This window comes from Paenibacillus hemerocallicola (assembly GCF_006265175.1).
Taxonomy (GTDB): Bacteria; Bacillota; Bacilli; order Paenibacillales; family NBRC-103111; genus Paenibacillus_AB; species Paenibacillus_AB hemerocallicola.
Window position 1 is genome coordinate 15514 of record NZ_VDCQ01000054.1, and the last position, 25199, is coordinate 40712.

General features: G+C 55.8%; 23 protein-coding genes and 1 riboswitch. Of the genes, 12 read left to right on the top strand and 11 right to left on the bottom strand.

The features are described from left to right. Nucleotides 1–339: 339 nt before the first annotated feature. The 3 genes from FE784_RS29105 (at nt 340) to FE784_RS29115 (ending at nt 2583) form a co-directional block, all read left to right on the top strand. The gene (locus FE784_RS29105) at nt 340–528 is read left to right on the top strand and encodes a hypothetical protein (RefSeq protein WP_139605773.1); all 189 of its coding nucleotides are present in this window, start codon (nt 340–342) and stop codon (nt 526–528) included. 145 nt (nt 529–673) lie between these two features. Beyond that, nucleotides 674–1426, top strand: coding sequence for a MerR family transcriptional regulator (locus tag FE784_RS29110; protein WP_176706619.1), 753 nt, complete (start codon nt 674–676; stop codon nt 1424–1426). 350 nt (nt 1427–1776) lie between these two features. Next, nucleotides 1777–2583, top strand: a complete 807-nt coding sequence (locus FE784_RS29115) for an AraC family transcriptional regulator (RefSeq protein ID WP_139605775.1) — start codon at nt 1777–1779, stop codon at nt 2581–2583. Between the two features lie 105 nt (nt 2584–2688). On the opposite strand, the gene FE784_RS29120 is transcribed toward FE784_RS29115, so the two are convergent. Together FE784_RS29120 and FE784_RS29125 are read right to left on the bottom strand one after the other, a co-directional pair. Then, entirely contained in the window at nt 2689–3126 is a 438-nt protein-coding gene (locus tag FE784_RS29120) for an NUDIX domain-containing protein (protein WP_139605776.1), read from the bottom strand. A 223-nt stretch (nt 3127–3349) separates the two neighbouring features. After that, nucleotides 3350–3778 carry a DUF2621 domain-containing protein gene (locus tag FE784_RS29125; protein WP_139605777.1) on the bottom strand — a complete coding sequence of 143 codons (429 nt, stop codon included), beginning with the start codon at nt 3776–3778 and terminating at the stop codon, nt 3350–3352. A gap of 112 nt (nt 3779–3890) precedes the next feature. Between FE784_RS29125 and FE784_RS29130 the strand changes: the two genes are divergently transcribed. From FE784_RS29130 to ppnP, 5 genes are all read left to right on the top strand, one after another. Continuing rightward, nucleotides 3891–5015 (top strand): deoxyribonuclease IV, encoded by a 1125-nt coding sequence (locus tag FE784_RS29130; protein WP_139605778.1) that lies wholly within the window; start codon nt 3891–3893, stop codon nt 5013–5015. A gap of 57 nt (nt 5016–5072) precedes the next feature. After that, nucleotides 5073–5972, top strand: a complete 900-nt coding sequence (gene purU / locus FE784_RS29135; RefSeq protein ID WP_139605779.1) for a formyltetrahydrofolate deformylase — start codon at nt 5073–5075, stop codon at nt 5970–5972. A 366-nt stretch (nt 5973–6338) separates the two neighbouring features. After that, nucleotides 6339–6472, top strand: a riboswitch (cyclic di-AMP (ydaO/yuaA leader). Nucleotides 6473–6480: 8 nt separating this feature from the next. Beyond that, on the top strand, nt 6481–7251 hold the full coding sequence (locus FE784_RS29140; protein ID WP_139605780.1) for a CAP domain-containing protein: 771 nt from the start codon (nt 6481–6483) through the stop codon (nt 7249–7251). Between the two features lie 190 nt (nt 7252–7441). Continuing rightward, nucleotides 7442–9457, top strand: coding sequence for a transketolase (gene tkt / locus FE784_RS29145; RefSeq protein WP_139605781.1), 2016 nt, complete (start codon nt 7442–7444; stop codon nt 9455–9457). 161 nt (nt 9458–9618) lie between these two features. Continuing rightward, nucleotides 9619–9939 carry a pyrimidine/purine nucleoside phosphorylase gene (gene ppnP / locus FE784_RS29150; RefSeq protein WP_139605782.1) on the top strand — a complete coding sequence of 107 codons (321 nt, stop codon included), beginning with the start codon at nt 9619–9621 and terminating at the stop codon, nt 9937–9939. Here the strand turns inward: ppnP and FE784_RS29155 are convergent. Beyond that, the gene (locus tag FE784_RS29155; protein ID WP_342779144.1) at nt 9909–11219 is read right to left on the bottom strand and encodes an NAD(P)-binding domain-containing protein; all 1311 of its coding nucleotides are present in this window, start codon (nt 11217–11219) and stop codon (nt 9909–9911) included. The genes ppnP and FE784_RS29155 overlap by 31 nt on opposite strands. 255 nt (nt 11220–11474) lie before the next feature. On the opposite strand from FE784_RS29155, the gene FE784_RS29160 reads away from it, so the two are divergent. The 3 genes from FE784_RS29160 to FE784_RS29170 all read left to right on the top strand — a co-directional run bounded on the left by FE784_RS29160 (nt 11475) and on the right by FE784_RS29170 (nt 14224). After that, nucleotides 11475–12830 (top strand): glucose-6-phosphate isomerase, encoded by a 1356-nt coding sequence (locus FE784_RS29160; protein ID WP_139605784.1) that lies wholly within the window; start codon nt 11475–11477, stop codon nt 12828–12830. A gap of 94 nt (nt 12831–12924) precedes the next feature. Next, nucleotides 12925–13554, top strand: coding sequence for a YigZ family protein (locus FE784_RS29165; protein WP_139605831.1), 630 nt, complete (start codon nt 12925–12927; stop codon nt 13552–13554). 19 nt (nt 13555–13573) lie between these two features. Continuing rightward, nucleotides 13574–14224, top strand: coding sequence for a thiamine diphosphokinase (locus FE784_RS29170; RefSeq protein ID WP_139605785.1), 651 nt, complete (start codon nt 13574–13576; stop codon nt 14222–14224). A 103-nt stretch (nt 14225–14327) separates the two neighbouring features. On the opposite strand, the gene FE784_RS29175 is transcribed toward FE784_RS29170, so the two are convergent. Continuing rightward, nucleotides 14328–15227, bottom strand: coding sequence for an AraC family transcriptional regulator (locus FE784_RS29175; RefSeq protein ID WP_139605786.1), 900 nt, complete (start codon nt 15225–15227; stop codon nt 14328–14330). Nucleotides 15228–15436: 209 nt separating this feature from the next. Here FE784_RS29175 and FE784_RS29180 point away from each other — a divergent pair, with 209 nt between their 5' ends. Further along, nucleotides 15437–16756: an ABC transporter substrate-binding protein gene (locus FE784_RS29180; protein ID WP_139605787.1), complete on the top strand. Its 1320-nt coding sequence runs from the start codon at nt 15437–15439 to the stop codon at nt 16754–16756. Nucleotides 16757–16852: 96 nt separating this feature from the next. Here the strand turns inward: FE784_RS29180 and FE784_RS29185 are convergent, their stop codons facing one another. From FE784_RS29185 to FE784_RS29215, 7 genes are all read right to left on the bottom strand, one after another. Then, nucleotides 16853–17113 (bottom strand): hypothetical protein, encoded by a 261-nt coding sequence (locus tag FE784_RS29185; protein ID WP_139605788.1) that lies wholly within the window; start codon nt 17111–17113, stop codon nt 16853–16855. An 84-nt stretch (nt 17114–17197) separates the two neighbouring features. Next, the gene (locus FE784_RS29190; protein WP_139605789.1) at nt 17198–18805 is read right to left on the bottom strand and encodes a response regulator; all 1608 of its coding nucleotides are present in this window, start codon (nt 18803–18805) and stop codon (nt 17198–17200) included. Next, entirely contained in the window at nt 18786–20579 is a 1794-nt protein-coding gene (locus tag FE784_RS29195) for a sensor histidine kinase (protein WP_139605790.1), read from the bottom strand. The genes FE784_RS29190 and FE784_RS29195 overlap by 20 nt, the downstream gene beginning before the upstream one ends. 24 nt (nt 20580–20603) lie before the next feature. Further along, nucleotides 20604–22136, bottom strand: coding sequence for an extracellular solute-binding protein (locus FE784_RS29200; protein ID WP_246132240.1), 1533 nt, complete (start codon nt 22134–22136; stop codon nt 20604–20606). A gap of 178 nt (nt 22137–22314) precedes the next feature. Next, nucleotides 22315–23628: an ABC transporter substrate-binding protein gene (locus FE784_RS29205; protein ID WP_176706614.1), complete on the bottom strand. Its 1314-nt coding sequence runs from the start codon at nt 23626–23628 to the stop codon at nt 22315–22317. 142 nt (nt 23629–23770) lie between these two features. Next, entirely contained in the window at nt 23771–24913 is a 1143-nt protein-coding gene (dnaN, locus tag FE784_RS29210) for a DNA polymerase III subunit beta (protein ID WP_176706615.1), read from the bottom strand. Continuing rightward, nucleotides 24910–25170, bottom strand: coding sequence for a ribbon-helix-helix domain-containing protein (locus tag FE784_RS29215; RefSeq protein WP_139605793.1), 261 nt, complete (start codon nt 25168–25170; stop codon nt 24910–24912). Before FE784_RS29215 ends, dnaN begins: the two co-directional genes overlap by 4 nt. Between the last annotated feature and the right edge of the window lie 29 nt (nt 25171–25199).

The window sequence follows — 25199 nt, forward strand, 5'->3', positions numbered from 1 at the left end:
TTTTGGTGAGATATATAGTTCCTTGCCGGTCTGCGGATTCCTTCCGCGCGGGACGAAAAAGATGAAACGTGCAAACACGAAATAAAGACGCCTGAAGGTAAGCGGGCACTGCCGAATGTAAAACCGTTACCAGGGAAACGTTGCGTTTACTTTTCGCGCCAAAAGGAATAAAATGGGGCTAAAAGCAGCCGCGGATATCTACGGCGCACCCATACACCAACAAGAAGTCCACCGGCAGAAGCTTTACCAGTTTGCGGTGGTTTTTTCGTTTGCGGAGCATCCGCTTCATCTTTGCGGTACGCTCTTCACCATGTACCCCAAAAAAGGAAGGTGTCGCTCGTGTCCGAATGGCTGGATAAGCACGAACATACGATTCCGAAATTGTTGTCCGTTCTGTTTGCGGGCTGCGCCGCGGGGTTCGCCTGGAGCGGATTGTGGATGCAGTCGTTGGAAAGCGGTGTCATAGGGGCGCTGTTCCTGTGCATCTATAAAATGTCGCTGATCATAGATCAAAATATGGAAGAATAGAGCCGTAACCGGGCAGACCGGAAAAATGCCGTTCCCCCTCAGGGTGCGGCGTTTTGTTTTGCTGCGGAACGGTCGGAAAAACAGTGTTGACTCTGACCTTGGAGGAGACTCTAGAATGAGGTGTGAAGCGGAGGTGAAAGCCAAATTGCGATATACGGTAAAGGAAGTATCCGAGCTGACGAACGTCACGATCAAGGCGCTGCATCATTATCACAAAATCGGTCTGCTGGCGCCAAGCGAGGTGAGTGAAGCCGGATATCGTCTTTACGGGATGAAGGAACTGGAACGGCTGCAGCACATTTTGTTTTACCGGGAGCTCGATGTTCCGCTCGGCCGCATCAAGGAAATATTGGAGACGGAGCCGGACCGGCTGGCCGTCCTGACGGAACAAAGAGAGCTGCTGGCACAACGCGGGCAAAGGCTGGAGCGGTTGATTCGCACGATAGACGAATCGATCCGCACCGCCGAGAAAGGAGAAACGATGGATCGAAACGACATGTTTAAAGGCTTTGCGGACGAGGCGCAATGGCGCGAGGCGATGAGCGGGCAGAACGAGTATGTTAAGGAAACGTACGGTTACGATTTGCTGAACGATAAGACGATCGATCCCGTAGCGATGAATGAGACGGCCGCAGAAGCCAAACGGTTTATGGACGGAATGGCGCAGGCGTTGAGGGACGGAGCGAGGTTTGACGACGAGCGAGTCCTGTCTTTGATTAGCGGACATGTTCAATTTGTGGACCGGGCCGTTCATGCGACGAGCCCGTCGGATTTCGCGGCACAGACGCGTTTCTTCATGGACGATGATTTTCACCGGAGCATGCTCGAGGGTCAGCAGACCGGACTCGCTTATTTTATTTGCTTCGCGGCCGAATCGTTTGCGGCCCGGCCGACCTGACTATGAAGTTTGCTTCAAGAAGACGCAGGGCCGTCCGAGAGCGGTCCTGCTTTTCTTTTTCCAGGCTGCGCAAGCGGCTCAGCGCCCATCGGCGCAGTCAGTGAGCGGCAGTTTTGATCGACAGTGCTATTCATGGCGATCGAGATTCTCCACACTCGAATTCTGACAAAATGACTATTACGATCCGGATACGTCGGCCTGGAAAACGGCAAAGGAGATTACGAATAACGACAAACGTTTCGCTTACTGGCATATGGATGTTCAAGGCATTTCCCGCGTGACGAAGCTCCGGTTTACGCTGGGGTATCCTATCGGCGTCCGATCTGGAGAAATCGACCGGAATATGCCCGATGAATGCCGGAAGGATGACGGCCAAGCCGAACTATCAGGCGGGGCCGAAAATCATACGTTACTACATTGTCCATTTCGTGATGGAAGGGCAGGCCGTTCATTGGGTGAACGGTAGGCCGGTCACGCTCGGCAAGGGCGACATGTTCTGCGTGTTTCCTTATAAAACCGCCCGGCATGGCCTCGATCCGGACAAGCCGCTGCTCAAAATGATGTGGTTCGGGCTGACCGGCGAAGGGGTGCGCTCCTTGCTGCAGCGGGTCGGCGTCACGGAGGAGAGGCCGTATATGCGCAAGGTGTTCCATCCCGGCGTGCCCGGCATCGTTCGGCAGCTGGTGGACGAATTCCGGCAAATCCATGCGGCAGGCAACTACTTCCGGTGGATGGCCAAAATGTACGAGCTGTTCGACCATCTGGCCATTGCGGATGCCCGCGAACGGCAATCCGTTCCCGATAGAAGCCCGTCCTCATGGATACGGGACAGCGAGAGATTCATGAACCTGTACTTCACGGAGAATATTACCGTACAGGATGTGGCGAATTATGTGGGCGTACACCGCTCGCATTTCTCGGCGGAGTTCTCGAAGCGGGTCGGCATACCGCCTGTTCAATATTTGCAGAAATTGAGGATGGCCAGAGGGGCGCGGATGCTCTCGGACAGCGATTTCCCGATCACCGACATCGCCCTGTCGCTAGGTTATCCCGATCTGTACGCATTCACCAGAGCTTTCCGCAACTATTACGGAACGACCCCTAGCCAGTACAGAGCCGATACTCCGGCAGAGGTCGAGTGTCTTGAGCGGACCTAGTACACGACGACGTCAATAAGCGCCCCGTACAATGGGCCATGAAAACCGGACAACCGGCGTTCTAACCGATCCGGCAATGCGCCATCTGCGCTATCTGCAACGATGTCAAGGCAGCAAGGCGATCGCTTCCTCGGCCCAGACGAGCAACTGCGAGCGCAAGCCGTCCCCTTCCAGCTTCTCTACCATTTGCTTCGCCGTTTCCAGGTTTAACGTGACTCTTCCCGTCGTTTCGAAGCCGTCCGGCATCGGCACATATCGGTCTACCCGCGCAATGAAAAATACGGTGTACGTATCAGTCGCTTCCCAATACCAGGCCGCGATCGGGATTCGGCTCCGGCGGAGTACGAGACCCGCTTCCTCGACGGTCTCCCGGTCGAGAGCTTCGTCCGCCGTTTCGCCCGGCTCGAGCCGTCCTCCCACGGTCGTAAGCGTTCGTTCGTTTCGGTCCCATACCATGACGATCGAGCCGTCGTCGGTGACCGGGATGCTGTGCACCCCGGCAATGCGCTTGTCTGTCGGCAATTCATTGATTCGTCGCAGCATTCGATCATGCTCCTCTCCGGCAATTGAGCTTCCCTTCCAGCATATCAGCAGATGCGGCTTGGCGGTAGTCGCGAATGTGGCGATGTTAGGGCACGTTATGATATCACGAGCTTGCGAACGCTTGTACCTAAATAAGGAAAAATATGTCACGCACGCAAAAAGAAGCAAACCTTCGTTCGAACGATCTCGAACGAAAGGTCTGCTTCGCTTCGCGCATGAAGCGCTAATTCAGCAAATGCCGATAGGGAGTATAGTCGATGCCGTTTTTCTCCAGAAAGGAGACGAGGCTCTTATAGTCGCGTTTGGGTGTAGCCAGAATGTATCCCTCGATGCAGTGCTGCTCGGTAACTTCGCCGGCGCCTTTCTCCAGAGCGACCTGTCCGATTTTGGCCGCGATGGAATGGCGGGCGATATCGCGGAACGGCGCGGGGACAGGCGATACGAGCTTCTCGAGAAACAGTTTGGACGCGTCCGTCCACAGGTGGCGGGACGCATCGACATAGTGGTTTTGCCAATCGAGCTTCGACTTGCCGTCGGCTTTCGGCAGCACCTTCATAAATTTGCGGAACATGAAAAATCCGCCGATCGACATGAAAATGAGCAGCACGAACCCCCAGAACAGCAAAAACATCATGAAACTTTGCGAAGGCATCATTCATTCTCCTCGTAATGCTAGTGTTACTGGAATTATACCGCATTCCTAGATTTATTTGAAGTTTCTTAGTACAATAAGGAGAAGTATACGCGAGAGGAGTCGAAGTGAATTGAAGATAGGATCGCACGTCTCTTTTTCCGACAAAGGTCTGTTGAATGCGGCGAATGAAGCCGTATCCTACGGTTCCAGCACGTTCATGATTTATACCGGGGCTCCCCAAAACACCAGACGCAAACCGATCGAGGAGCAATATATCGAAGAAGGCAAAGCTCTCATGGAGCAGCACGGCATCGGCGAAATCGTCGTGCACGCGCCTTACATTATTAATCTGGGCTCTTATAAAGAAGATACGTTCGAGCTGGCCGTCCGCTTCCTGCAGGACGAAATCCGCCGCACCGATTACCTCGGCGTGCGCAACATCGTGCTGCATCCGGGCGCTTACACGGATAAGGACGCCGAATACGGCATCAACCGCATCGCCGAAGGCTTGAACGAGGTGCTCCGCGGCACGAAGGACACGAACGTGAACATCGCGCTCGAGACGATGGCCGGCAAAGGCTCGGAGCTCGGACGCTCGTTCGAGGAGCTGGCGCAAATTATGGACAAGGTGGAGGACAACGAACGGTTGACCGTCTGTCTGGACACGTGCCACGTTCACGACGCGGGATACGATATCGTCGAAGATTTTGACGGCGTGCTGAACCATTTCGACAAGATCGTCGGCTTGAACCGTCTGGGCGTCATCCATCTGAACGACAGCAAAAACGTTCGCGGCGCGGGCAAGGACCGTCACGCTCCCGTCGGAGCGGGCATGATCGGCTACAAGGCGATGAATTATATCGTGCATCACGACAGCCTGCAGCATTTGCCGATGATTTTGGAAACGCCGTGGATCGGCAAAGACGACAAAACCGTCCGCCCGATGTACGAGGCGGAAATCGCGCTGCTGCGCGGCGATTTGAACGGCCGTTTCGGCGAGGAGTTCCTCGACCATTTGGACCGGCTGCACCATTATTTCGGCAAGCAGGAGATCGATTCGAGAGAGTTTATCCTCTCCACATGGGAGACGCTCAAAACGGACGCAAAGGCGAAAAAGGCGGATCCGCGCGAGCCGATGGAGCGGCTGTACGACTTGGTATTCGAAAGCCGTCTGTTTCCGGACTTGACCGAGGAGCAGATCAACCACCGAATCACCGCTTGGCTCGCCGGCAAGCAATTGCTGGCCGCCGTCTGATCGGACAGGCCTGCCGGAAATCTATTTAACGGATATGAGAGGAACGAGATCGGACAAATGAGCCCTTTGGTCACACCACCGAACCTTCAGCGTTCAGACTGCCACCGGGACCGGGCGCGGATGCTGATTTCTTGTCCCGACCGCCCGGGCATCGTGGCGGCGGTATCGCAATTTTTGTCCAAGCACGGAGCCAATATCGTCCAGTCGGATCAATATACGATGGACCCGCAAGGCGGCCTGTTTTTCATTCGTCTCGAATTCGATCTGCCCGAGCTGGACATTCGGCTTGACGGGCTGAAGAGGGATTTCGCCGATACGACGGCGCAGGAATTCTCGATGAACTGGCGGGTGACGCAGGCGGGACGGAAGCAGCGGCTTGCCATATTCGTCTCGAAAGAGGATCATTGCTTGCTGGAGCTGCTCTGGCAGTGGAAGTCGGGGGATTTGTACGCCGACATCGCCATGGTCGTCAGCAACCATCCCGATATGCGGGATACGGTCGAATCGTTCGGCATCCCGTATTACCACGTTCCGGTTACCGCGGATACGAAGCGCGAGGCGGAGGCGAAGCAGCTGGAGCTAGTCGGCGAAGTCGATACGGTCGTGCTGGCGCGTTACATGCAAATTATTTCTCCATCGTTCATCGCGCAATTCCCGAACCGGATCATCAACATCCATCATTCGTTCCTGCCCGCTTTCGTCGGGGGCAAGCCGTATGCGCAAGCGTACGACCGGGGCGTTAAAATTATCGGCGCGACGGCGCATTACGTGACCGAGGAATTGGACGGCGGCCCGATTATCGAGCAGGACGTGCAGCGGGTCAGCCACCGCGACAATGTCGAGGCGCTCAAGCGGATCGGTCGGCACATCGAGAGGATCGTGCTGGCGCGCGCCGTGGCCTGGCATGCGGAGGACCGCATCCTGACGCATCGGAACAAGACAGTCGTGTTTAATTGAATAGGCAGCATCGAACAACCCGCCCCGTACTGGCTAAGTGCGAGGCGGGTTGTTTTTGTTGTTGTCGGGTTCCTTATCCGTACTGCAGCACGGTTTGCCCGATCAGACAAATGAAGCACCGCATCGGTCAGCTCCGTGCCGAGTATCGTCCGGCAGCTCTTGCGGGTCAGATGTCCCTGCTGGATTGGATGGAAGTGGACGCGGATCGCGATTGCGTCTTCGATCTGCGTAAGGCGGGATGCCGCCCGCAGTTCAAAGGGTGGGAATTTTTATGCAGTGACCGCTCCTCGGTCCCGTGTTATCATGAAACGACCGCGGGAAAGACGGCAACCCCGATTGGAAATGCCGGTAATTTTCATGCGGAATTCAAAAAAAAGGCCGAAGCTTCTACAAGCGCGGGGAACCCAATGTTCCGGGGTGAAGCCATCATAGGATGGCAGGGTGATTGCTCTTTGACCCGAACCCGTCAGCTAACCTCGCAGGCCGAAACAAGGAGAGGATGTTTTCCATGCGTTTCAAAAAATCCGTAGTGACCGGAGCGATTGCACTTAGCGTCATAGCCGGGGCCGGGTCTGCTTATGCCGCTCCGAATACGGCAGCGGGCCAAGACACGACGTCGAAATCATTCCAATGCTTCGGCTTCTCGCTGAGCGATTTGTTGCAACAAAATCAAGGTGCAAGCCCTACTATAGTGTGGCCGGGAATGTCGTTCCATATCCCGAATACGGGTACGGACTCCGGGACGAATAACGGAGCAGGGAATTATTGGTACTACTACGGCGGCAATCAAGGCTCGAACGCCGGCTCGAATACAGAAACGGAAACGGGTACGGCCCCGGGAACGAATACGGGGACAGACAGCGGCTCCGCCAATAACGGTCAAGCTGCCGGCAATTCCGATACGGCAGATTCCGCCTATGCCGATCAAGTGGTAACGCTGGTCAACCAAGAACGCGCGAAAGCGGGTCTTTCTCCGCTCGCGAGCGACGCGGCGCTGGCGAATATGGCGCTCGACAAAGCCAAGGATATGTACAACAACAACTATTTTGACCATAATTCTCCGACCTACGGTTCTCCGTTCGATATGATGAAGGCTTACGGGATCAGCTATTCGTATGCAGGCGAGAACATTGCCAAAGGACAGCGCAATCCCGATGAAGTCATGAACGCCTGGATGAACAGCGCGGGGCATCGCCAAAACATTTTGAGCCCGAACTTCACGAAAATCGGAGTTGCTTATTACAACGGCGAATGGGTTCAAGAATTTATCGCAAATTAATAGTAGAAGCTCAGCAGACCGGGGGATGGCCTCCGGTCTTACACTTTTTCAATCGGAGATTGTGGTAAACGGGCAAATCAAATGGTACAATAATTCAAGCGACTGAACTGTCCGCTGGAGAAAGAGGGGGGTTCGCGCCGGGTAGACACCCGTGATGCGGCGAATACCGATTTTTGGGAGGAATGGAATCATGACGTCTCAAACGAAATCGATCGATCGGCTGGCGATCGACACGATCCGCACGCTGTCCATCGATGCCGTGCAAAAAGCGAATTCCGGGCATCCCGGGATGCCTATGGGAGCGGCTCCGATGGGATACGCCCTTTATGCCAAGCTGATGAAGCATAACCCGTCCAATGCGGAATGGATCGACCGCGACCGGTTCGTCCTGTCCGCCGGACACGGCTCGATGCTGTTGTACAGCCTGCTGCACCTGAGCGGCTACGATCTGTCCTTGGAGGAGCTGCAAAATTTCCGCCAATGGGGCAGCAAAACGCCGGGTCATCCGGAATATGGCCATACGGCCGGAGTAGACGCCACGACAGGACCGCTCGGACAAGGGTTCGCCAGCGCAGTCGGCATGGCGATCGCCGAAGCGCATATGGCAGCCGTGTACAACCGCGATAATTTGAATATTATTGACCACCATACATACGTCATTTGCGGCGATGGGGATTTGATGGAGGGTGTTTCCGGCGAGGCGGCTTCCTTGGCCGGCCACCTGCAGCTCGGCAAAATGATCGTCCTGTACGATTCGAACGATATTTCGCTCGACGGGGAATTGAATCTCTCCTTCTCGGAAAATGTTAAAGCGCGCTTCGAAGGCTACAACTGGCATTACGTCCGCGTGGAAGACGGCAACGATCTGGGCGCCATCGAGCAGGCGGTGCTGGAAGCGAAAAAAGATCCGCGCCCTTCGCTCATCGAAGTGAAGACGGTTATCGGCTACGGAAGCCCTAACAAAGCTGGCAAAGGCGGCCATGTAGGACCTCACGGTTCCCCGCTCGGCGTCGAAGAAGTAGTGTTGACGAAGAAAACCTACGAATGGCCCGAAGACAAGCATTTCCATGTGCCTTCCGAAGTACAAGCCCATTTCGCCGATGTGAAATCGCAAGGCGAGCAAGCGGAAGTATCTTGGAACGAGCTGTTCGCCAAATACGAGCAAGCGTATCCGGAACTGGCGAAGCAATTCAAGGAAGCGGTAGCCGGCGAGCTGCCGGAAGGTTGGGACGCCGATTTGCCGACGTACGGCCCGGCCGACAAAGGCATCGGTACGCGGAACGCCTCCGGGAACGCGATCAACGCGTTTGCCGGCAAAATTCCTTCGTTTATCGGAGGGTCGGCCGACCTGGAATCCTCGACGATGACGCATATGAAAGGTCTTGGCCAGCTTACCCGCAACGATTATAGCGGCCGCAACGTGTATTTCGGCGTACGGGAGTTCGCGATGGGAGCGGCTTTGAACGGGATGGCGCTGCATAAGGGAGTCAAGCCTTACGGCGGCACGTTCTTCGTGTTCTCGGATTACTTGCGTCCGGCAGTCCGTCTGGCCGCAATCATGGATTTGCCGGTTACGTACGTACTGACGCATGACAGCATCGGCGTCGGAGAAGACGGACCGACTCACGAGCCGATCGAGCAGCTCGCGGCGCTTCGCATCATTCCGAACGTTACGGTCATTCGTCCGGCCGATGCGAACGAAACGACGCAAGCATGGCGGTATGCGCTGGAAAATAAAAACGGGCCGGTAGCACTCGTGTTGACCCGTCAAGCGGTGCCGAATCTAGAAGGAACGGCGGAGAAAGCACGCGAAGGAATCGCCCGCGGCGCTTACGTGGTGTCCGAAGCTTCCGGCGGAGCGGCACAAGCGATCATTCTCGCGACCGGCTCGGAAGTATCTCTTGCCGTCGAGGCCCAGCAGAAGCTCGCCGCAGAGGGCGTTAACGTCCGCGTCGTCAGCATGCCGAGCTGGGAGCTGTTCGACAAGCAGTCCGACGAGTACAAGCAATCGGTATTGCCGTCCGATGTGAAAGCCCGTCTTGCCGTGGAAATGGCTTATCCGCTCGGATGGGACCGCTACGTAGGAGACGGCGGTGCGGTGCTCGGCATCAGCACGTTCGGAGCTTCGGCGCCTGCCGGCAAAATCATTGCCGAATACGGCTTCACGGTGGATAACGTCGTTGCCAAAGTGAAGGCTCTGCTGTAGGCCCGTCTGCATCAAGCAGCTCAATCCATGATCGAACCCACAACAAAAAGAGTCCCGAAAGGACTCTTTTTGTAAATCCGAACGCTTGGAGCGCGCTATGGCGCAACGGCGCGGAAACTTTTCGATCTTTGCGATATATGAATCAAGGAGAGTGCCACGATATGTCCCAATTCACCAACGTAACCGTATCGAAGAAAGCGAACGTCTACTTCAATGGAGGCGTCACGAGCCGCACCGTCGTATTTGCGGACGGCACCAAAAAAACGCTTGGCCTTATGCTGCCGGGCACGTACGAATTTACGACGGATACGATTGAAATCATGGAAATCACGGCAGGCGACTTGCTCGTGCTGTTGCCCGGCGAGTCCGAATGGAAGCCGTACCAGGGCGGTACGCAATTCGAAGTGCCGGCCAACGCCACTTTCAAGATGGACGTAAAAACGATAACCGATTACGTCTGCTCGTTCGTCTCGGTTTCCTGAAGCTTCTCATGAATGTATTCCTCCAGCTTAATGCGCGTATGAGGAGGAAGACCGGACAGCATGCAGCCATACCGGAACAAGCCGCTGTCCGAGAAGACGCGGATGATTCGCGCCGTAATCGGAGGCAGTTCCGCTTCCTGCGGGAAATGGATCACGATAAACATATCCTGGGCCAACGGGAACGTACTGGTCACTTGGAGGCCGCTGTCGGACAAATCGTACAGCGTGCCTTCCATATTTTGTCCGGAAAACGCGCCTTCCTGCTCCCATTGATACACCGAGAGCAGCAGACGGATATTCATAGGAACCCTTACGCTGCGACGACGCTCGATATTTAAATCTTGTTTGGTCAGAAGCGCTTCGGACAGCGTCTCTTCTCGCTTGCAGGCTTCGATTTTCTTGTCCATCCATTCCTCGTAGCATTGCACGATCGCGCTCAGGTCCTGATCGCCGAGCCCTTTGCTCAAGCCCATCTCGTATACGCTTTTGGCAAGCCCAAGCAGCGGCGCGGTCAACTGAAGCTGGTCGGTCAACTGCGAGGCGAGACGCAGGTCCTTGTGCATCAGCTGCATCGAGAACTGGGTATCGAAATTGCGGTTTAAAATTTTCGGGCCTTTCAGCTCGGCCTGCTTGCTGCTGGCGCCGCCGGCCATGACGATTTCATAAAACTTGTTCAAGTCGACGTTCGCTTTGGCTGCAAGCGCCATTCCTTCCACAAAGCCGATGGCGTTAATGCCCACCATCGTATTGTGCGCGAGCTTGGCATAAGAGCCGGACCCCGATGGCCCCATATAGACGACCCGGTTGCCCATCGCCTCGAATACGTCCTTATGCTCGGAAAGCGCTTCTTCATTGCCGCCTACCATAAACAATAGAGTTCCGTCCTCGGCGGCGGGCTTGCTGCCCGTAACGGGGGCGTCGAGAAAGTGGACGGCATGCTCGGCCAGCTCGGCCTGCAAGGTCTTGCTCATATGTGGGGATATGGTGCTGCAATCGATCACGGTCATGCCGGGACGGATGCCTTCCATAATTCCTTTTGGATCGTAGAACGTTTGCCGGATAGCGATATCGTTGCTGAGCATCGTGATCAAAACGTCCGCATCCCTGGCCGCGTCGGCCGGTGTAGCTGCGGCTTGCGCTCCTTGGCGAACCAGTTCAACGTTTTTTTCTGCCGTGCGATTGTATACGGACAAGGAGTAGCCTTTGCGCAGCAGATTGGCCGCCATAGGCAAACCCATCGTTCCCAGGCCGATAAAGCCGATTTTTTTCATCGTATTCACCTCGAATAGTTGCAGCGAAAATAGTGCCTGGAGTGCTGCTGGTCCTAGAACTATTGTAGCATTTCCATGATCCCGTGTGAATGACCTGACTTTACTTGCTTTTGCCCGGCCAATTCAAGTATTCTATCTGTAACCTAAGCGACTGCGAGACAGGCCTACATACGAGAAAGCTCTTACGATGCCGGCTTGCATGCGCAAGCCAGGATTATGCTTACGAAGCAAGTTCGCTTCGTAAAGCTTATAGGAGGAAAAACAATGAGCCAAAAGCTTCAATTCGACTATAGCCGTGCGTTATCCTTCGTGCAGCAGCACGAAATCGATTATTTCCGGGAACCTGTCCGTCTGGCGCACGAGCAGCTGCACCGCGGTACGGGCGCGGGATCGGATTATTTGGGCTGGATCGAACTGCCCACGCAATATGACCAAGAAGAGTTTTCGCGCATTCAAGAGGCTGCGAAACGGATCCAATCCGACTCCGACGCCCTCGTCGTCATCGGTATCGGCGGATCGTATCTGGGTGCCAGAGCTGCGATCGAGATGCTGTCGCATTCCTTCTACAATATGTTGCCCAAAGGGAAGCGGGCTACGCCGGAAGTGTACTTTGTCGGCAACAACATCAGCTCCACTTATGTAACGCACCTGCTGCAATTGCTGGAAGGGAAAAATATTTCCGTCAATGTCATCTCGAAGTCGGGCACGACGACCGAGCCGGCGATCGCCTTCCGTATTTTCCGCGAGCTGCTGGAGCGCCAGTACGGCAAGGACGGCGCGCGCAAACGGATTTACGCGACGACCGACCGGGAGAAGGGCGCCCTGAAGAAGCTGGCCGATGCCGAAGGCTACGAAACGTTCGTCATCCCGGACGACGTGGGCGGTCGCTACTCCGTACTGACTGCCGTAGGCCTGCTGCCGATTGCCGTCGCCGGCATCGACATCGGCTCGATGATGCAAGGGGCGGCCGACGCGTCCCGCGAGTATGGCAGCGCCGAGCTGGAGGCGAACGCGAGCTACCAATACGCCGCCGTCCGCAACGCGCTGTACCGCAAAGGCAAAGCGATCGAAATTCTCGTCAACTACGAGCCTTCCCTGCATTATATCTCCGAATGGTGGAAGCAGTTGTACGGGGAAAGCGAAGGGAAAGACCAGAAAGGGATTTATCCCGCTTCGGTCGATTTCTCCGCGGACCTGCATTCGATGGGGCAATTTATTCAAGAAGGCTCCCGCAATTTGTTCGAGACGGTCATTCAAGTAGCGAACGTTCCCGAGCAAATCGTTATCGGCACCGATCCGGAAAATTTGGACGGCCTCAATTTCCTGGCCGGCCAAACGATGGATTTCGTCAACAAGAAGGCGTTCCAAGGCACGATGCTCGCCCATACCGACGGCGGAGTACCGAATTTGATCGTGACGATTCCGGACATTTCGGCTTATTCGTTCGGATATATGGCCTATTTCTTCGAGAAGGCATGCGGCGTGAGCGGCTACTTGCTGGGCGTCAATCCGTTCGACCAGCCGGGCGTGGAAGCGTACAAGAAAAATATGTTCGCCCTGCTCGGGAAACCGGGCTACGAGAAGGAAAAGGCGGAGCTGGAAGGCCGTCTGGGCAAGTAATATCGGATAGATGACGGGCGGGCAAGTCGAAGGCGGGATGCGCTTCGGCCTGTCCGCCCTTTCATACGATCAAGCGGGAAAGAAGGCGGGACGAATGCTGGAACAGTACCGGACGGTGAAGCGGCAGGCGTCCGCCGAAATCGTCATCAAAAAATCGCGGTTTATCGGTCACGTCAAGCCGGTGGAAAGCGAGGCGGAAGCGGTTGCCTTCATCGAGCACATCAAGAAGGAGCATTGGTCGGCTACTCACAATTGCTCCGCATATGTAGTAGGGGAGCGCGACCAGTTCCAGAAGCAATCGGATGACGGCGAGCCGAGCGGCACGGCGGGCAAGCCGATCCTGGAGGTCATCAAGCAGCAGGGGCTGAAAAATACGGTTGTCGTCGTGACCCGTTACTTCGGAGGCATTATGCTGGGCGCCGGCGGCTTGATCCGGGCTTATACGGATGCTACCGTCGAAGGCTTGGCCGCGGCGGAGCCGGTTACGCTGGGGCTTCATCGGGAGGTACGGGTCGAGATCGATTATACGTGGCACGGCAAGGTCGAGAACGAGCTGCGCGGTAAAGGCACGATGCTGGGAGAGACGCAATTTACCGACAAAGTGAAGCTCAGCTGCTGGCCGCGCGAATCGGAGGCGGAGTCGTTCGTCGCGTGGATGACCGACTTGACGCAAGGGCAAGCGAGCATTGTCACCGGCGAAGCGGAATATAGGGAAGCGACATAATGGGAGGAAGAACTGACTCATGTCCGATAGAGTGGTGATCGTGACGGGCGGGATGCTGGGCGAATGGGCGCTTGCGCAATTGCAGCCGGAGGATGTGCTGGTCGGAGCGGATCGCGGGGCGCTGTTCCTCGTCCGAAACGGCCGTATGCCGGCGCTGGCGTTGGGCGACTTCGACTCGGTAACGGCCGAAGAGCGGGAGGAAGTGCGGAGGCACAGCGGGCAATTCGCCGATTGCGATGCGGTGATGAAGGATTTGACCGATACGGAGATGGCGTTCAACTGGGCGCTCGAGCGACGTCCGCAGGAAATCGTATTGCTCGGGGCGCTCGGTACCCGGTTCGACCATTCGCTGGCCAATGTGCATTTGCTGCGCAAAGGAATGGAACAGGACATAAGCTGCACCATAGTCGACCCGTGCAACAAGATCCGGCTGCTCGGCCCGGAGCGGCGGACCGTCACGCTCGCCAAAGAGGCGTATGCCCACGTTTCCCTGCTGCCCCTTGGTCTGGAGGCGTCTGGCATTACGCTGCTAGGCTTTCAGTATCCTTTGACTAATGCGACGCTAACGCTCGGGCAATCACTCGGCATCAGCAACGTAATCGTCGGGGAGACGGGACATATAGAGATGCGGGAAGGCCATCTGCTCGTGATCCAAAGCAAGGACGATTAGACGAACAGAAGGGCTCGCGCCTGACTATCCGTAGCAAAAACGATTAGCCCGGGCGACGAACGTCGGGCTTGTTTGCATGACGGAAACGCCTCGGCCTCCGGCTTCAGCTTTCGCCGGCATCGCGTCTGTATTTCACTCTGTACTCGCGCGGGGTTAACCCGGTATGCTTCTTGAACAGCTTGTTGTAATAGCTCAAATCGCTGATTCCGACGTTCTCGGCGACGGCGATAATTTTGTCGTCTGTTTCGCGAAGAAGCTTCAGCGAGGAGTGGATTCGCACTTCGTTGCGGTATTCGGTAAATGTTTTGCCCATCGTCTGTTTGAATTTGAACGTAAAGCTGGACTGGCTCATGCCGCACAATTGGCAAACCTGCTCCAGGCTGATGTCCTGGGCGTAGTGATGCTCGAGAAACTTGCATACCGATTGGATCGCTTTGGACTGGCTCGCCTGGATCGGCGGGGCTACGATCCGTTCCTCGTATCGACGGCTCAGCCAGACGAGCATTTCGATCAGCAGCGCTTTAATGGATATCCGGTAGCCGAGCGCCTTCCGGTCGAACTCCTCGATGATGCGCTCCAGACGCTGTTTGATTTCCTGGCCCTCGAGAATGGAAAGCTTCATATGGGATTCGAAGTCTAGGGTTTGCCGGAAAAACGGTTCGACGTAAAAAAAGTTGAAGAACGACGTCACTTTTGACAGCGCTTGCAGCTCGGAAGTCAAAAAGGACGGCAAAAACATCACGTTGTATACGTCCAGAGGAGCGTCGCCGATTACGTTGTAGTCGTGCTGGACGAAGGGAGGAATGACGAAGATATCGCCTTTGGATATCGGATACGACGATCCTTTGTATAAGTGTTCGCCGCGTCCTTCGGCTACGTACACCAATTCGATAAAATCGTGGTAATGGGTAAGATCGGCTCTTTGCGGCATCGTCGCATACAGGAACGCCCGGAACGGAAATTCGTCGCATTCCAGAAAAGATTCCTTCGAGTAAAGCAGCACGGCTATGCACCTCCACCTTCATTGTAGAAGAGACGGGGGACGATGACAACTACACATTTGGACCGAGGCGTCTGCGACTGGCGGCCGTCGTTATTCCAGCCAAATTGTATGGTGAATAAACCAAGAGTTCGTTCGTCGTCTGTAGTAGGCTTAAGGACATAGCATAGAAGCTCTACTTATCAATGAAGCGGAAGGGGAGATGAACAACCGTGAGAACATACTCCATGAGGATCGTCGTTATGCTCGCCGGTATGGTGCTGGTTTCGGCATGCGGGAACGAGCCGAACAGCGGCCGGAATACGGCGGAAGACAGCAAGACGGAGGCGCGGAAGGATTATACGAAAGAACCCGCGGAGCTGGTCTTTTTCGGCGTGCCGGCCGGTCCGGCGGAGGCTTGGGACGAGAAGGTCGGAAACGCGATGAGAAAACGGTTTCCCGACTACAAATTTACGTATATTCCGAGGGGCGGGACGAATACGCTCGAAAATTTCGTGGCGACGGGCACGCAGGTCGACATCATTCAGGATTCGGTCGGCAATTCGGCCAATTCGCTCATCCCTACCGGATTGCAGTACGATTTGACGGAGCTGGTCAAAAAGCACAATGTCGACCTGAACCGGTTCGAGCCGGCCACGATCGAAGCGGTGAAGCAATTCGGGGGACTGTACGGCTTTCCGATCAACAACGGGGGATTGGTGCTCTACTACAACAAGGACATCTTCGATAAGTTCGGCGTCGCTTACCCGAAGGACGGGATGACATGGGATGAAGCGATCGAGCTGGGCAAGAAGCTGACCAGAAGCGAAAACGGCAGGCAATATATCGGACTGGCGGCGTCGGCCAACCATGCTCTCGGCATGAGCTCCTACTCGCTGCCTTTCGTGGACAAGGCGACGGAGAAAGCGGCGGTCAACAACGACAAATACAAAGCTATCGTAGAGACGCTCATACTGGCGCCCGCGCAAAACCCCGGCTACAAGGAAAAGGTGGCTTCTCTAAAAAGAACGTTTCTGAACGACGATTTCAGCAAAGACCAGTATATCGGCATGTTCGTCATGAACTACGGCTTGCAGAACAACAAGGAGTTCGACACGTTCAACTGGGATATGGCGGCATTGCCGGTATTCAAGGAAAATCCGGGAGTCGGAACGCAGCCTTACCCCGATTTCTACTTTATTTCGCAGACGAGCAAGTATAAGGATCAGGCCATGGAAGTGTTGAAATTTCTCACCTCGGACGAATTCCAGATGGAAATGTCCAAAAAAGGCCACGTTCCGGTGCTGAAAAACGAAAGCGTCAAAAAAGCGTTCGCGCAGGATTCGAAGTTCAAATCCAAAAATGTGGTTAACGCGTTGTTCACGAACAAATACGCGTCTCCAATCGCACGAACGAAATACGACAGCAGAGTGAACGGACCGCTGCTCAGCCATCTCGCCAAAGTCATCGTCGGGGAAGAGGACTTGAATACGGCGCTGAGAAGCGCGGAGGAGGAAGCGAACAAAGCGATCGAAGCGATGAAAAGCAAATGACCGAGCAACGAAAGGTAAGCGGTTACTTCATTCCGTAATAAGAGATGAAGCCGGTTCGGGGCTGCCCGACCGGCTTCTTCTGTTCTTGCCTTCGAATCAACGATCCCGGTTGTCGCCTTGCTCTTGACGGGAAGCCCGCGCTATGTAGTCATCGTACCGGTCATCCGCTTCGCGCGCGATGCTGCGGACGATTTTCGTTTCTTCGACTATGGGGTCCCGTTCGGCCTGCGAGCGTATTTCGTATCTCGGGCTGAGGCGGCGGAGAGCGGCGACGTCCGGGTCTTTTTCCGCCATTTCCCCTTCGGTAAGGGCATCTGCCAGATCGTGCTCCAATCGCTCCTTGCCGTTTTGTTCCACTTGCGTTCACCTCCGGTTGAAGTCAGGAAATGTTCGCCTCTAGGTTGCCCCGAACATTCCGAAACGATGCCCTCGTCTTGTCCGCTAAGGCTTGATCTCGCTTGGGGCGACGCCCCAAAATTTGCGGAATACACGGGAAAAGTAGCTGTCGTCCTTATAGCCGACAAGATGTGCGGCGTGATGCACCCGGCAGCCGTCCAGCAGCAGCTGCTTGGCCCGCTCCATCTTCCGCTCCAGCACGTAGCTGGAAAACGGCCTGCCCATCTGCTGCTTGAACAGCCGGCTAAGGTACGACGAATTGACGTACAGCCGGTCGGCCACGGCAAACAGACTAAGCTCCTTATCGATGTTCCGGTCCACAATGTCGACGATCTGCCTGATCGTCTGGTTCATTGCCGAATTCCGCTCGGCATGCAAATAATCGATATAGCTTTGCGCCAGCCGCTGCAGCCAGCCATACGCCTGCTCCTGCGTCGCCAAGGCGGTCAAATTGTGGAAATAACGGTAGTCGTCTCCCGCGACCTGCATGACCGACCAACCTTGACGGCCGATCATGCGGACGAACAAGCAGCTTACGTGCAGCAAATGCTCCTGTACTTGCTCGACCGTACCGGCGGCGTCGACTCCGCTGCTCCATAGATCCCCGAGCGCGGTCGAGGCTTTGGCCGCATCTCCCGTCTCCAGACCGATTTCCAATCCTTTCTCCAAATCAACCGGGGGTGCCGCCGTATCGTTCTTGCCTTGCTCCTCGCGGTAAGGAATGACGATATCGTTCCCGTACACGATACGCTCCCGGAGCGATTTGCGCGCTTGCTTGTACAGCTCGGGCAGTTCCTCTCGCGAACGCCCCGTGCCGCTTACGCCCACGCTCGCCGTCAGCTTCAGGCATTCCTTGATTACGCTGAGCAGCTTGGCGGCGGTCGAGTGGACCTGCAGCAGCAAGCCGCCCGTCTCTTCGCCTTCGGCCGTATCGGCGAAAATAACGACCGTAGCACCCGTCGTATCGCTGTAATCCCGGCCGGGAAGCGATGACGATGCCAGAAACTCGCGTACGATGCTGTTCGACGAAAATTGCAGAAGCGGCATATCGTTGGCAGCAAATCGGCGTTCGTCGGCGCCCAGTGGGTCCATATCGATCATCGCGACGACGAACGAGCCGTTATCCGGCAGCTCGATCAGCAGCTCGCGGCAGCGCCGTTCGACTTCCCACGGGGCGTATTTGCCCGCCAGCCAATGCTGCAGGAACATTTCCCGCAGTCGGGGCAAATTGTCCAGCCATTTGTCCTGAAGCAAGGACCGGCTGTGTCGTTCTTCCAGCTCGAGGCGCAATTGGCCGGCGGCATCGAGCACCGCCCGCAATATTTCCGTCTCGCCCGCGGGCTTCAGCAAATAGTGGCTTACGCCCAGCTCCAACGCCTGCTGCGCGAACGTAAAGCTGTCATGACCGCTCAGGATGATGCATTTGATGTCCGGGTCTCGGCTTCGCACGATCCGGACCAGCTCGAGCCCGTCCATCTGCGGCATCCGGATATCGAGCAGCACGAGATCCGGTCTTTTTCGCTCGATGAGCCGAAGCGCTTCTTGGCCGTTGGAGGCGAGCCCGATCACCTCGATACCGTTCCCTTCCCATGGAATATCGCCCGCGAGACTGTTCAGCAGCAGCGGTTCGTCTTCAACGATCAGCAAATTCATCGCGCACCTCGCATTTCTCGAGCGGAAGCCGGAGGATAACCTTGGTCCCTTCCCCTTCCTTGCTATCGATCGCAAGGCCGGCTTCCGCGCCGTAGTACATTTTCATCCGGGCCGCCACGTTGCGCAGGCCGAATAAATCGTCCTTTCCGCTCTCCTCCTCGAAGGGTGTAAGCGTTAGCGGCGCGGCCTGCAGCTGGCCGAGCTCCTCTTGGATATACAGCAGGCGGGCGGGAGGCAAGCCGATACCGTTGTCCTTCACGCTGAGCACGAGCATGCCGTCGTCCAGATAGCCGGCAATCGTCAGCTCGCCTTGCTGCTCCCGCTGCTCCAGACCATGCAGGATCGCGTTTTCCACAAGCGGCTGCAGCAGCAGCTTCAGAACCGGAATGGCGGCGCAATCGTCGGAAATGTCGTACCGCACGGATACGCGCTGGGAGAAACGGATTTGCTGGATCCGGATGTAATAATGCAAATGATCGACCGTTTCCCGGAGCGGGAACGTCTCGCGCCCCTTGTTCAGGCTCAGGCGAAAAAACTTGGACAAGTTCAGCACCATTTCTTTGATTTCGCGCGCCTCATACTGGTTGGCCATCCAATAAATCGAGTCCAGCGTGTTGTACAAAAAATGCGGATTGATCTGGGATTGCAAAAACTTGAGCTCCGTCTTGGACAGCCGCAGCTGCTGCTCGTAATAGCCTTGAATGAGCTGTTTCTGGTCCTCGACCATTTGGTTGAACGTTCCGGTCAAATAACCGAGCTCGTCTTTGCGTTTATTGGCGAGCCTTACGTTCAAATTGCCCGTCCGGACCTGCTTCATCCCGTAGGCCAAACTATCGAGCGGCGAAGCTATGCTGCGGTAGACGACCCAGGCAATCCCCAGCGCCAGCAGCACGCTCAGCCCGATAATGAAATAAGTGTACAGCCGCAGTTGTCCGGTTTCGCGGTTCAGCTCGCTTTCCGGCTGCGTCAAAATCAAGGACCAATCGGAATAGCGGGCCTGAGCCCTTACCGTAAGCAGCCGCTCTTCTCCGCCGCCCGGAGCGTGTTCTCCCCCGGTGCCGACCACGAGGAGTTCGCCGCTGCCCGAGCGCAATTCGATTTGCGCATGTTCCGACGCGAGCAGAGAGTTCATCAGCTTGAGCAGCGTTTCTTTTTTGACCGACAAAATCAAAATGTTAGGCTGCCTGAACCGGTTGTACAAGTCCATCGTCCGCAGAAAATAGATGCGGTCGTCGGTGAACGTTCCGTTTAGCGCATCGGACTTCGCCGCAGGGGAATAGACGACTCGCGCTCCGTTGCCTTCGATCGCCATCCGGACCGCTTCGTGCTCGCCGGCGCCCTGCAACCGCTTGCCTCCGTAATTGGAGACGATCATGAACTCGGAAGGCAAGTGCAGCACCGAAATCGAAGACAACGTCTGATGAATGGACGTCGTCTCGGTAATTTCCTTGAAAATTTGCGTAAAATCCAGAATCGATTGCGGACCCGGCTCCGCGCCCGTACGCTCAAGCAAGCCGACCAGCTGCGAGTCGGTAGAGAGGAGCGTCGACAAGTTGTCTACGTTTTGCACGATCAGATCGATATACTCGGCCGCGGACTGGAGCGCACCCTGTGCCCGTTCCCCGGTTTTGCGCTCGACGATATCCTGGGACCTGGCATTGGCGAACAAGCCTATAAGCATGAGAGGAAGCAGAATGAGCAGGAAATAGATCGTCAACCGCACTTGGATGTGCTGCGTAAACCGGTCGTACAGCCGTTGGAATACGGTATGCATGGTGCATGCCCAACCCTTCTGGCGTCATCGGCGCTGAGCCGCGTACCAATCGTTGATTTCCTTCGTAATCTCGTCTCCGCCTTCTTGCTTCCATACTTCGACGAAGCGGTCGAAGTCATCCAACGGGGAGAGGCCCATCACGATTTTCGTAAAGTAATCGTCCTGTATTTTCAACAGCTTGAAGTTGTAGCTGCCCATGGCCGGCGTAGGAGCGCCGGTATAATGCGCTTTAATCAGGTTGGCATGGATCGACTGCACGTTGTCCCACAGCCGGAAACGCTCTCCGAGCGAATCGAGCCGCTGCTTCGTAACCTCCGGCACGACCGTATCGCACAAGGAGCTGTATATGCCGCGGTACAGATGCTTGTTATGCTGCTCGAAATCGGTGACCATCTTGCCGTCCTTGCTCGACCACACCTCGTTCTCGAGACCGAGCTTCAACGTCTTATTTCCTTTGCCGCCGATGAAATTCAGCAGCTTGACGACCGCTTCGGCGCGATCGCTCGTGGCGGGGACGACATTGTAGGAGCGGACCGCGGAGATGCCGTACGTTCCTTTCTGTCCGTCCAAGCCCGTGGGATAGTCAAGCGGAATCCAATTCGCGCGGCTGTCGTTCGCTCTGCTCCTCTCGATCGGTCCGCGCGTGTCGAACCAGGCGGCGGCGTACAGGCCGACTTTGCCGGAGGCGACCTTGTCCCCGAGGCTCTCCGTCGTATTCAGCGGGAAATCCGGGTCCAATAAGTTATCGCGGTACAATTCGGCGAGAAAGGCGAGAGCCTTTTTCGTTTCGGGTAAAGTGGCGGAGTACACCAATGTGCCGTTCCGTTCGTACCACGAATTTTGCTGCGTGCCGAAAGCGCCGAAAATCGGAGCCGTCCTTCCCAACTGATCGGCAATGCTGAATCCGAGCGTATCCGCTTTCCCGTTGCCGTCCGGATCGTTTTCGGCGAACGCTCTCATCACTTCTCTGTATTCTCCGATCGTCCGGGGCGGTTGGAGGCCCAGCCTGTCGAGCCAATCTTTGCGGACGTACATGATCTGCGTCCCCATTACTTCGTTCAAGCTCGGAACGGCATAAATTTTGCCGTTCATCGTCACCTGATCCCAAGCCTCTTGCGGGATTAATCGCTTCAGATCGGGACCGTATTTGTCGATGTATTCGTCAAGCGGCTTCAAGGCCCCCTGCTTCACATAGTTGGACAAAAACGCCGCGCTCCCCGTATTGATCATATCGGGCAATTGTCCGGACGCCATAATGACGTTCAGCTTGTCGACGTAGCCGTTGACCGGAGGGAGCATAACCTGTACGTCCAGATTGGTGTTCTTCTCTATAAAGTCCAGGTACGGATTATGATTCTCGTCCAGTCCGGGAGGGAACGTGCTCGATTGCCCGTTGATGGCGATGCTGATGGACTGGGGCGGATCGTCCCATTTCGGGTCATGGCCTCGAGGATCTTCTTGTTCCAGCAGGTCGGAGGAGCAGCCGCTCATCAATATTGCGGTCAACACGAGCGGCATCGAAGCGCGGAGAAACGGCGCCGGTTTGTTGGTTCCCATCGGTTTGTCCCCTTTGCGATACTCTGTCCCTAGTAAACACGGCGATCGAATGTACTAGTATTTTACCAGAGATAGGCAGATTGAATAAGAGAAATGCAAACAAACGCGCAAACACCGCCCGGGCTGCTGCCGGACGATGTTCGTTGGTTGCGTATGGAATTGTCGTTAAAAAGCGGCCTTACTTTGCATTTTTTTGCGCTTCGGCGATTTTTTTGTTTATTTCTTCTTCCGCCGTGCGAAGCGCCGTCGATATATCGAATTTGCCTTTGGAATATCCGTCTACGGCGATTTCCGTGAAGGTTGATCTCGCGATACCGTCGTATTTGGTCACGGCGATCGGTTTGCCGATCGTATCTTTAAAGAAAGCCGCGGTGTTTTTCCCTTTCAGAATAGGCAGATCGGCACCGAAATCTTTGACTACGTTTTCGCTTTTCACTACGGGAACGCGGCCCTTTCGGGCATTCGCCCCCTGAATTTCGTCCGACAGCAGATAAGCGATCACGCGGAAAGATTCATCCCTGTTCTTGCTCGTAGGAGGGATCGCGTAAAACGGCGCGTTCATTTGCGAGCCCGTGTCTGCCATCCCGTCGAAGCGCGGCAGGCTGACGACATCCCAATCCATCCCTTTATTCACCGCATCGGGCAGCTGGTCGAGCAGGCTCGGCCCGGTGTACATCGCCGCTTCCTGCCTTCTTATGAAGACGCCGTCTCCGAGGCCGATGATATGGTTCCCGTCGAACTGGTAAAACCGGGTCATCAGCTCCATCCATTTTCTCCACTGATCGGTATTGATGGCCGCCTTGTTCGTTTTCGGATCGACGAAAGGAAGTCCCATCTGATTTTTGTACACCATATTCAAATGGTTGTATTGGAACCCTTCATACTGCACGCCGTTATCCAAACGGGTCAATTTCTTGGCGATTTCATACACTTCGTTCCACGTCATGCCGTCTCTCGGATAGGCTACGCCGAACTTATCGAATATGTTTTTGTTGTAGTACAGCACATTGTTGTTCAATTCATAAGGCATGATCATCAGCTTGCCGCCCTCGTAATACGACTTGACCGTTTCCAGGACGGACGGGGAGAGCCGATTCAGATCGAAGTCGTGCTTTTTCACTAGATCGGACATGTCGGTTGCGAGCTGCACGTCCAGTACGGTAAACAGTCCTCCCGCCGAGAAGGCGACCAGGTCGAGGCTCGTGCCAGCGGCCAAAGTATCTTGAATCGTGCTGCCCGTGCCATGAATAATCATGTTCAGCTTAATGTGGGGATACTTCGCCTCCACCTTTTGCTGGAGCTCGTCGACCAATTGCTTGGAATACCCGTTGTAGAAAAAATTCAGCGTCACCGGCTTCGGCGGTTCCGCCGGCTGAGCGGTCCCGCCGCCGTCCGCCGCGCCCGTCGTCGCGCCTTCGCTTTTGCCGCATGCGGCCAGTACGGCGACCAAGAGCAGCAAGACCATCCAACTTTTAGGCTTTCGTGCATTCATGCGCATCCCCCCGTAAAAAGTGCTCGATTATTGCGGATGATTTGATTATAGGGAGAAGCGCTCGGGGGGAACAGGTGGAATCGATGACCGGATTCGGTATTCTCATGACTTTCCTTACCAAGCAAGGCAACGTATGCGGAATTTACAGGGCAGTCCGGATCGGGGTCAACAAATATAACGATGACGGACCTTGCTCGACGGGAACGGCCACGATGGGGCCCAGCTTGTCCGAGAAGCGGAACGTCACGCTGGCGCTGCTCACGGCGCGCAAAATGTCGATCATATATTTGCCGTTAAACGAAACGGCTACAGGTTGTCCGAGCATGCTCTCGGTCCGGACTTCCTCCCGCACGTCGCCTATTTCGGTCGTACCCGAGATCAGCTCGATCGCCTGTTGCGGATTCGTGCGCAATCGGACGACGCTCCCTTCTCCGGATAGAAGGGTTACCCTTTCGATAGCCTGCAAAACGCTTTTCGTATCGACCGTTACATCGGCAATGGAGCTCGAAGGCACGAGCTTGTCGATCGGAGGATAGGCGCCGTGGATCAAAGAACAGTAAAGCGACATGCTCGCGGTCTGGAAGCGGATATGGGCATCGTCCGCGACAATCGTCGTCTCGCCTTGCTCGTCCAGCATTTTGCCGAGCTCGCTCAAGCTTTTGCCGGGAATGACGGCTTCGTAGGCGTCCGCTCCGAACGGCTGATCTACGGGAGACGTCCGGGAAGCGAAGCGAACGCTGTCTGTAGCGACCAGTCGCAGATGGCGCCCGTCGTACCGGCACAGTACTCCGGATAAGAGCGGCCGGGCTTCGGAAGAGGACGCCGCGAACGCGACTTGCCGGATCATCGATTTGAGCAACTCGTTGGACAGCGTCAATTGCCACTTCGCCCGATCCATCCGGGGCGTCTCCGGGAAGAGGAAGGGGTCCAATCCGAATAAGCGGAATAGCCCGTCGCCCGAACGGACAGTCAGCGTTTTCCGATCTTCAAGCTCCAAGAGGACGGGGCCCGAAGTGAGCTTGCGCACGATATCGATGAAATAACGGGCCGGTACGACGAGGGAGGGGCCTTCATCCGGAATGGGAGCGGTAGAAGCCCCGGTATCGCTCCTGCAAAGCTCCGTTCGGATCGTCATGACGGAGTTGCTGGCGACAAGGGTTATCCCGTCCCGGTGAAGCCGGAGGTGGATGCCGTACAAAATGGGAATCGCACTGTGCGAGGGGACGGCTCTGGCTACCTGCTGCAAAGCTTCGGACAGCAAAGGCTGCGAAACGGCTGCTCTCACTCGTCCACCGGCTTCCCGGCTTTTTCCGCGAAATGCTCCAGGATAAGCTCCCGGATGAGCTCCGACTTGGACACCCGCTGCTCGGCGCAGCGGCGGTCCAGCTCTTCCCAGGCTTCTTCGGGCAAAGTTACCGAACATTTTCGCGTTTGGCCGATGCCTTTGCGGCCTGCGCCTTCGCGGGGCCCTCCCCGGGAAAACATGGCGCTGATTTGTCCTTCCCGCTTCGGGACGATCAGCTTGATTTCTTCTTTGTTCAAATCGGATCACCTTCCATAGAATAAGGTAA

Coding starts and splice junctions, on each gene's coding strand:
- FE784_RS29205 (WP_176706614.1), bottom strand. CDS start 23,628: ATGAATGCACGAAAGCCTAAAAGTTGGATGGTCTTGCTGCTCTTGGTC.
- FE784_RS29195 (WP_139605790.1), bottom strand. CDS start 20,579: ATGCATACCGTATTCCAACGGCTGTACGACCGGTTTACGCAGCACATC.
- FE784_RS29160 (WP_139605784.1), top strand. CDS start 11,475: ATGAGCCAAAAGCTTCAATTCGACTATAGCCGTGCGTTATCCTTCGTG.
- FE784_RS29140 (WP_139605780.1), top strand. CDS start 6,481: ATGCGTTTCAAAAAATCCGTAGTGACCGGAGCGATTGCACTTAGCGTC.
- FE784_RS29120 (WP_139605776.1), bottom strand. CDS start 3,126: ATGCTGCGACGAATCAATGAATTGCCGACAGACAAGCGCATTGCCGGG.
- purU (WP_139605779.1), top strand. CDS start 5,073: ATGAGCCCTTTGGTCACACCACCGAACCTTCAGCGTTCAGACTGCCAC.
- FE784_RS29170 (WP_139605785.1), top strand. CDS start 13,574: ATGTCCGATAGAGTGGTGATCGTGACGGGCGGGATGCTGGGCGAATGG.
- FE784_RS29200 (WP_246132240.1), bottom strand. CDS start 22,136: ATGGGAACCAACAAACCGGCGCCGTTTCTCCGCGCTTCGATGCCGCTC.
- FE784_RS29165 (WP_139605831.1), top strand. CDS start 12,925: ATGCTGGAACAGTACCGGACGGTGAAGCGGCAGGCGTCCGCCGAAATC.
- FE784_RS29115 (WP_139605775.1), top strand. CDS start 1,777: ATGAATGCCGGAAGGATGACGGCCAAGCCGAACTATCAGGCGGGGCCG.
- FE784_RS29190 (WP_139605789.1), bottom strand. CDS start 18,805: ATGAATTTGCTGATCGTTGAAGACGAACCGCTGCTGCTGAACAGTCTC.
- FE784_RS29125 (WP_139605777.1), bottom strand. CDS start 3,778: ATGCCTTCGCAAAGTTTCATGATGTTTTTGCTGTTCTGGGGGTTCGTG.
- ppnP (WP_139605782.1), top strand. CDS start 9,619: ATGTCCCAATTCACCAACGTAACCGTATCGAAGAAAGCGAACGTCTAC.
- tkt (WP_139605781.1), top strand. CDS start 7,442: ATGACGTCTCAAACGAAATCGATCGATCGGCTGGCGATCGACACGATC.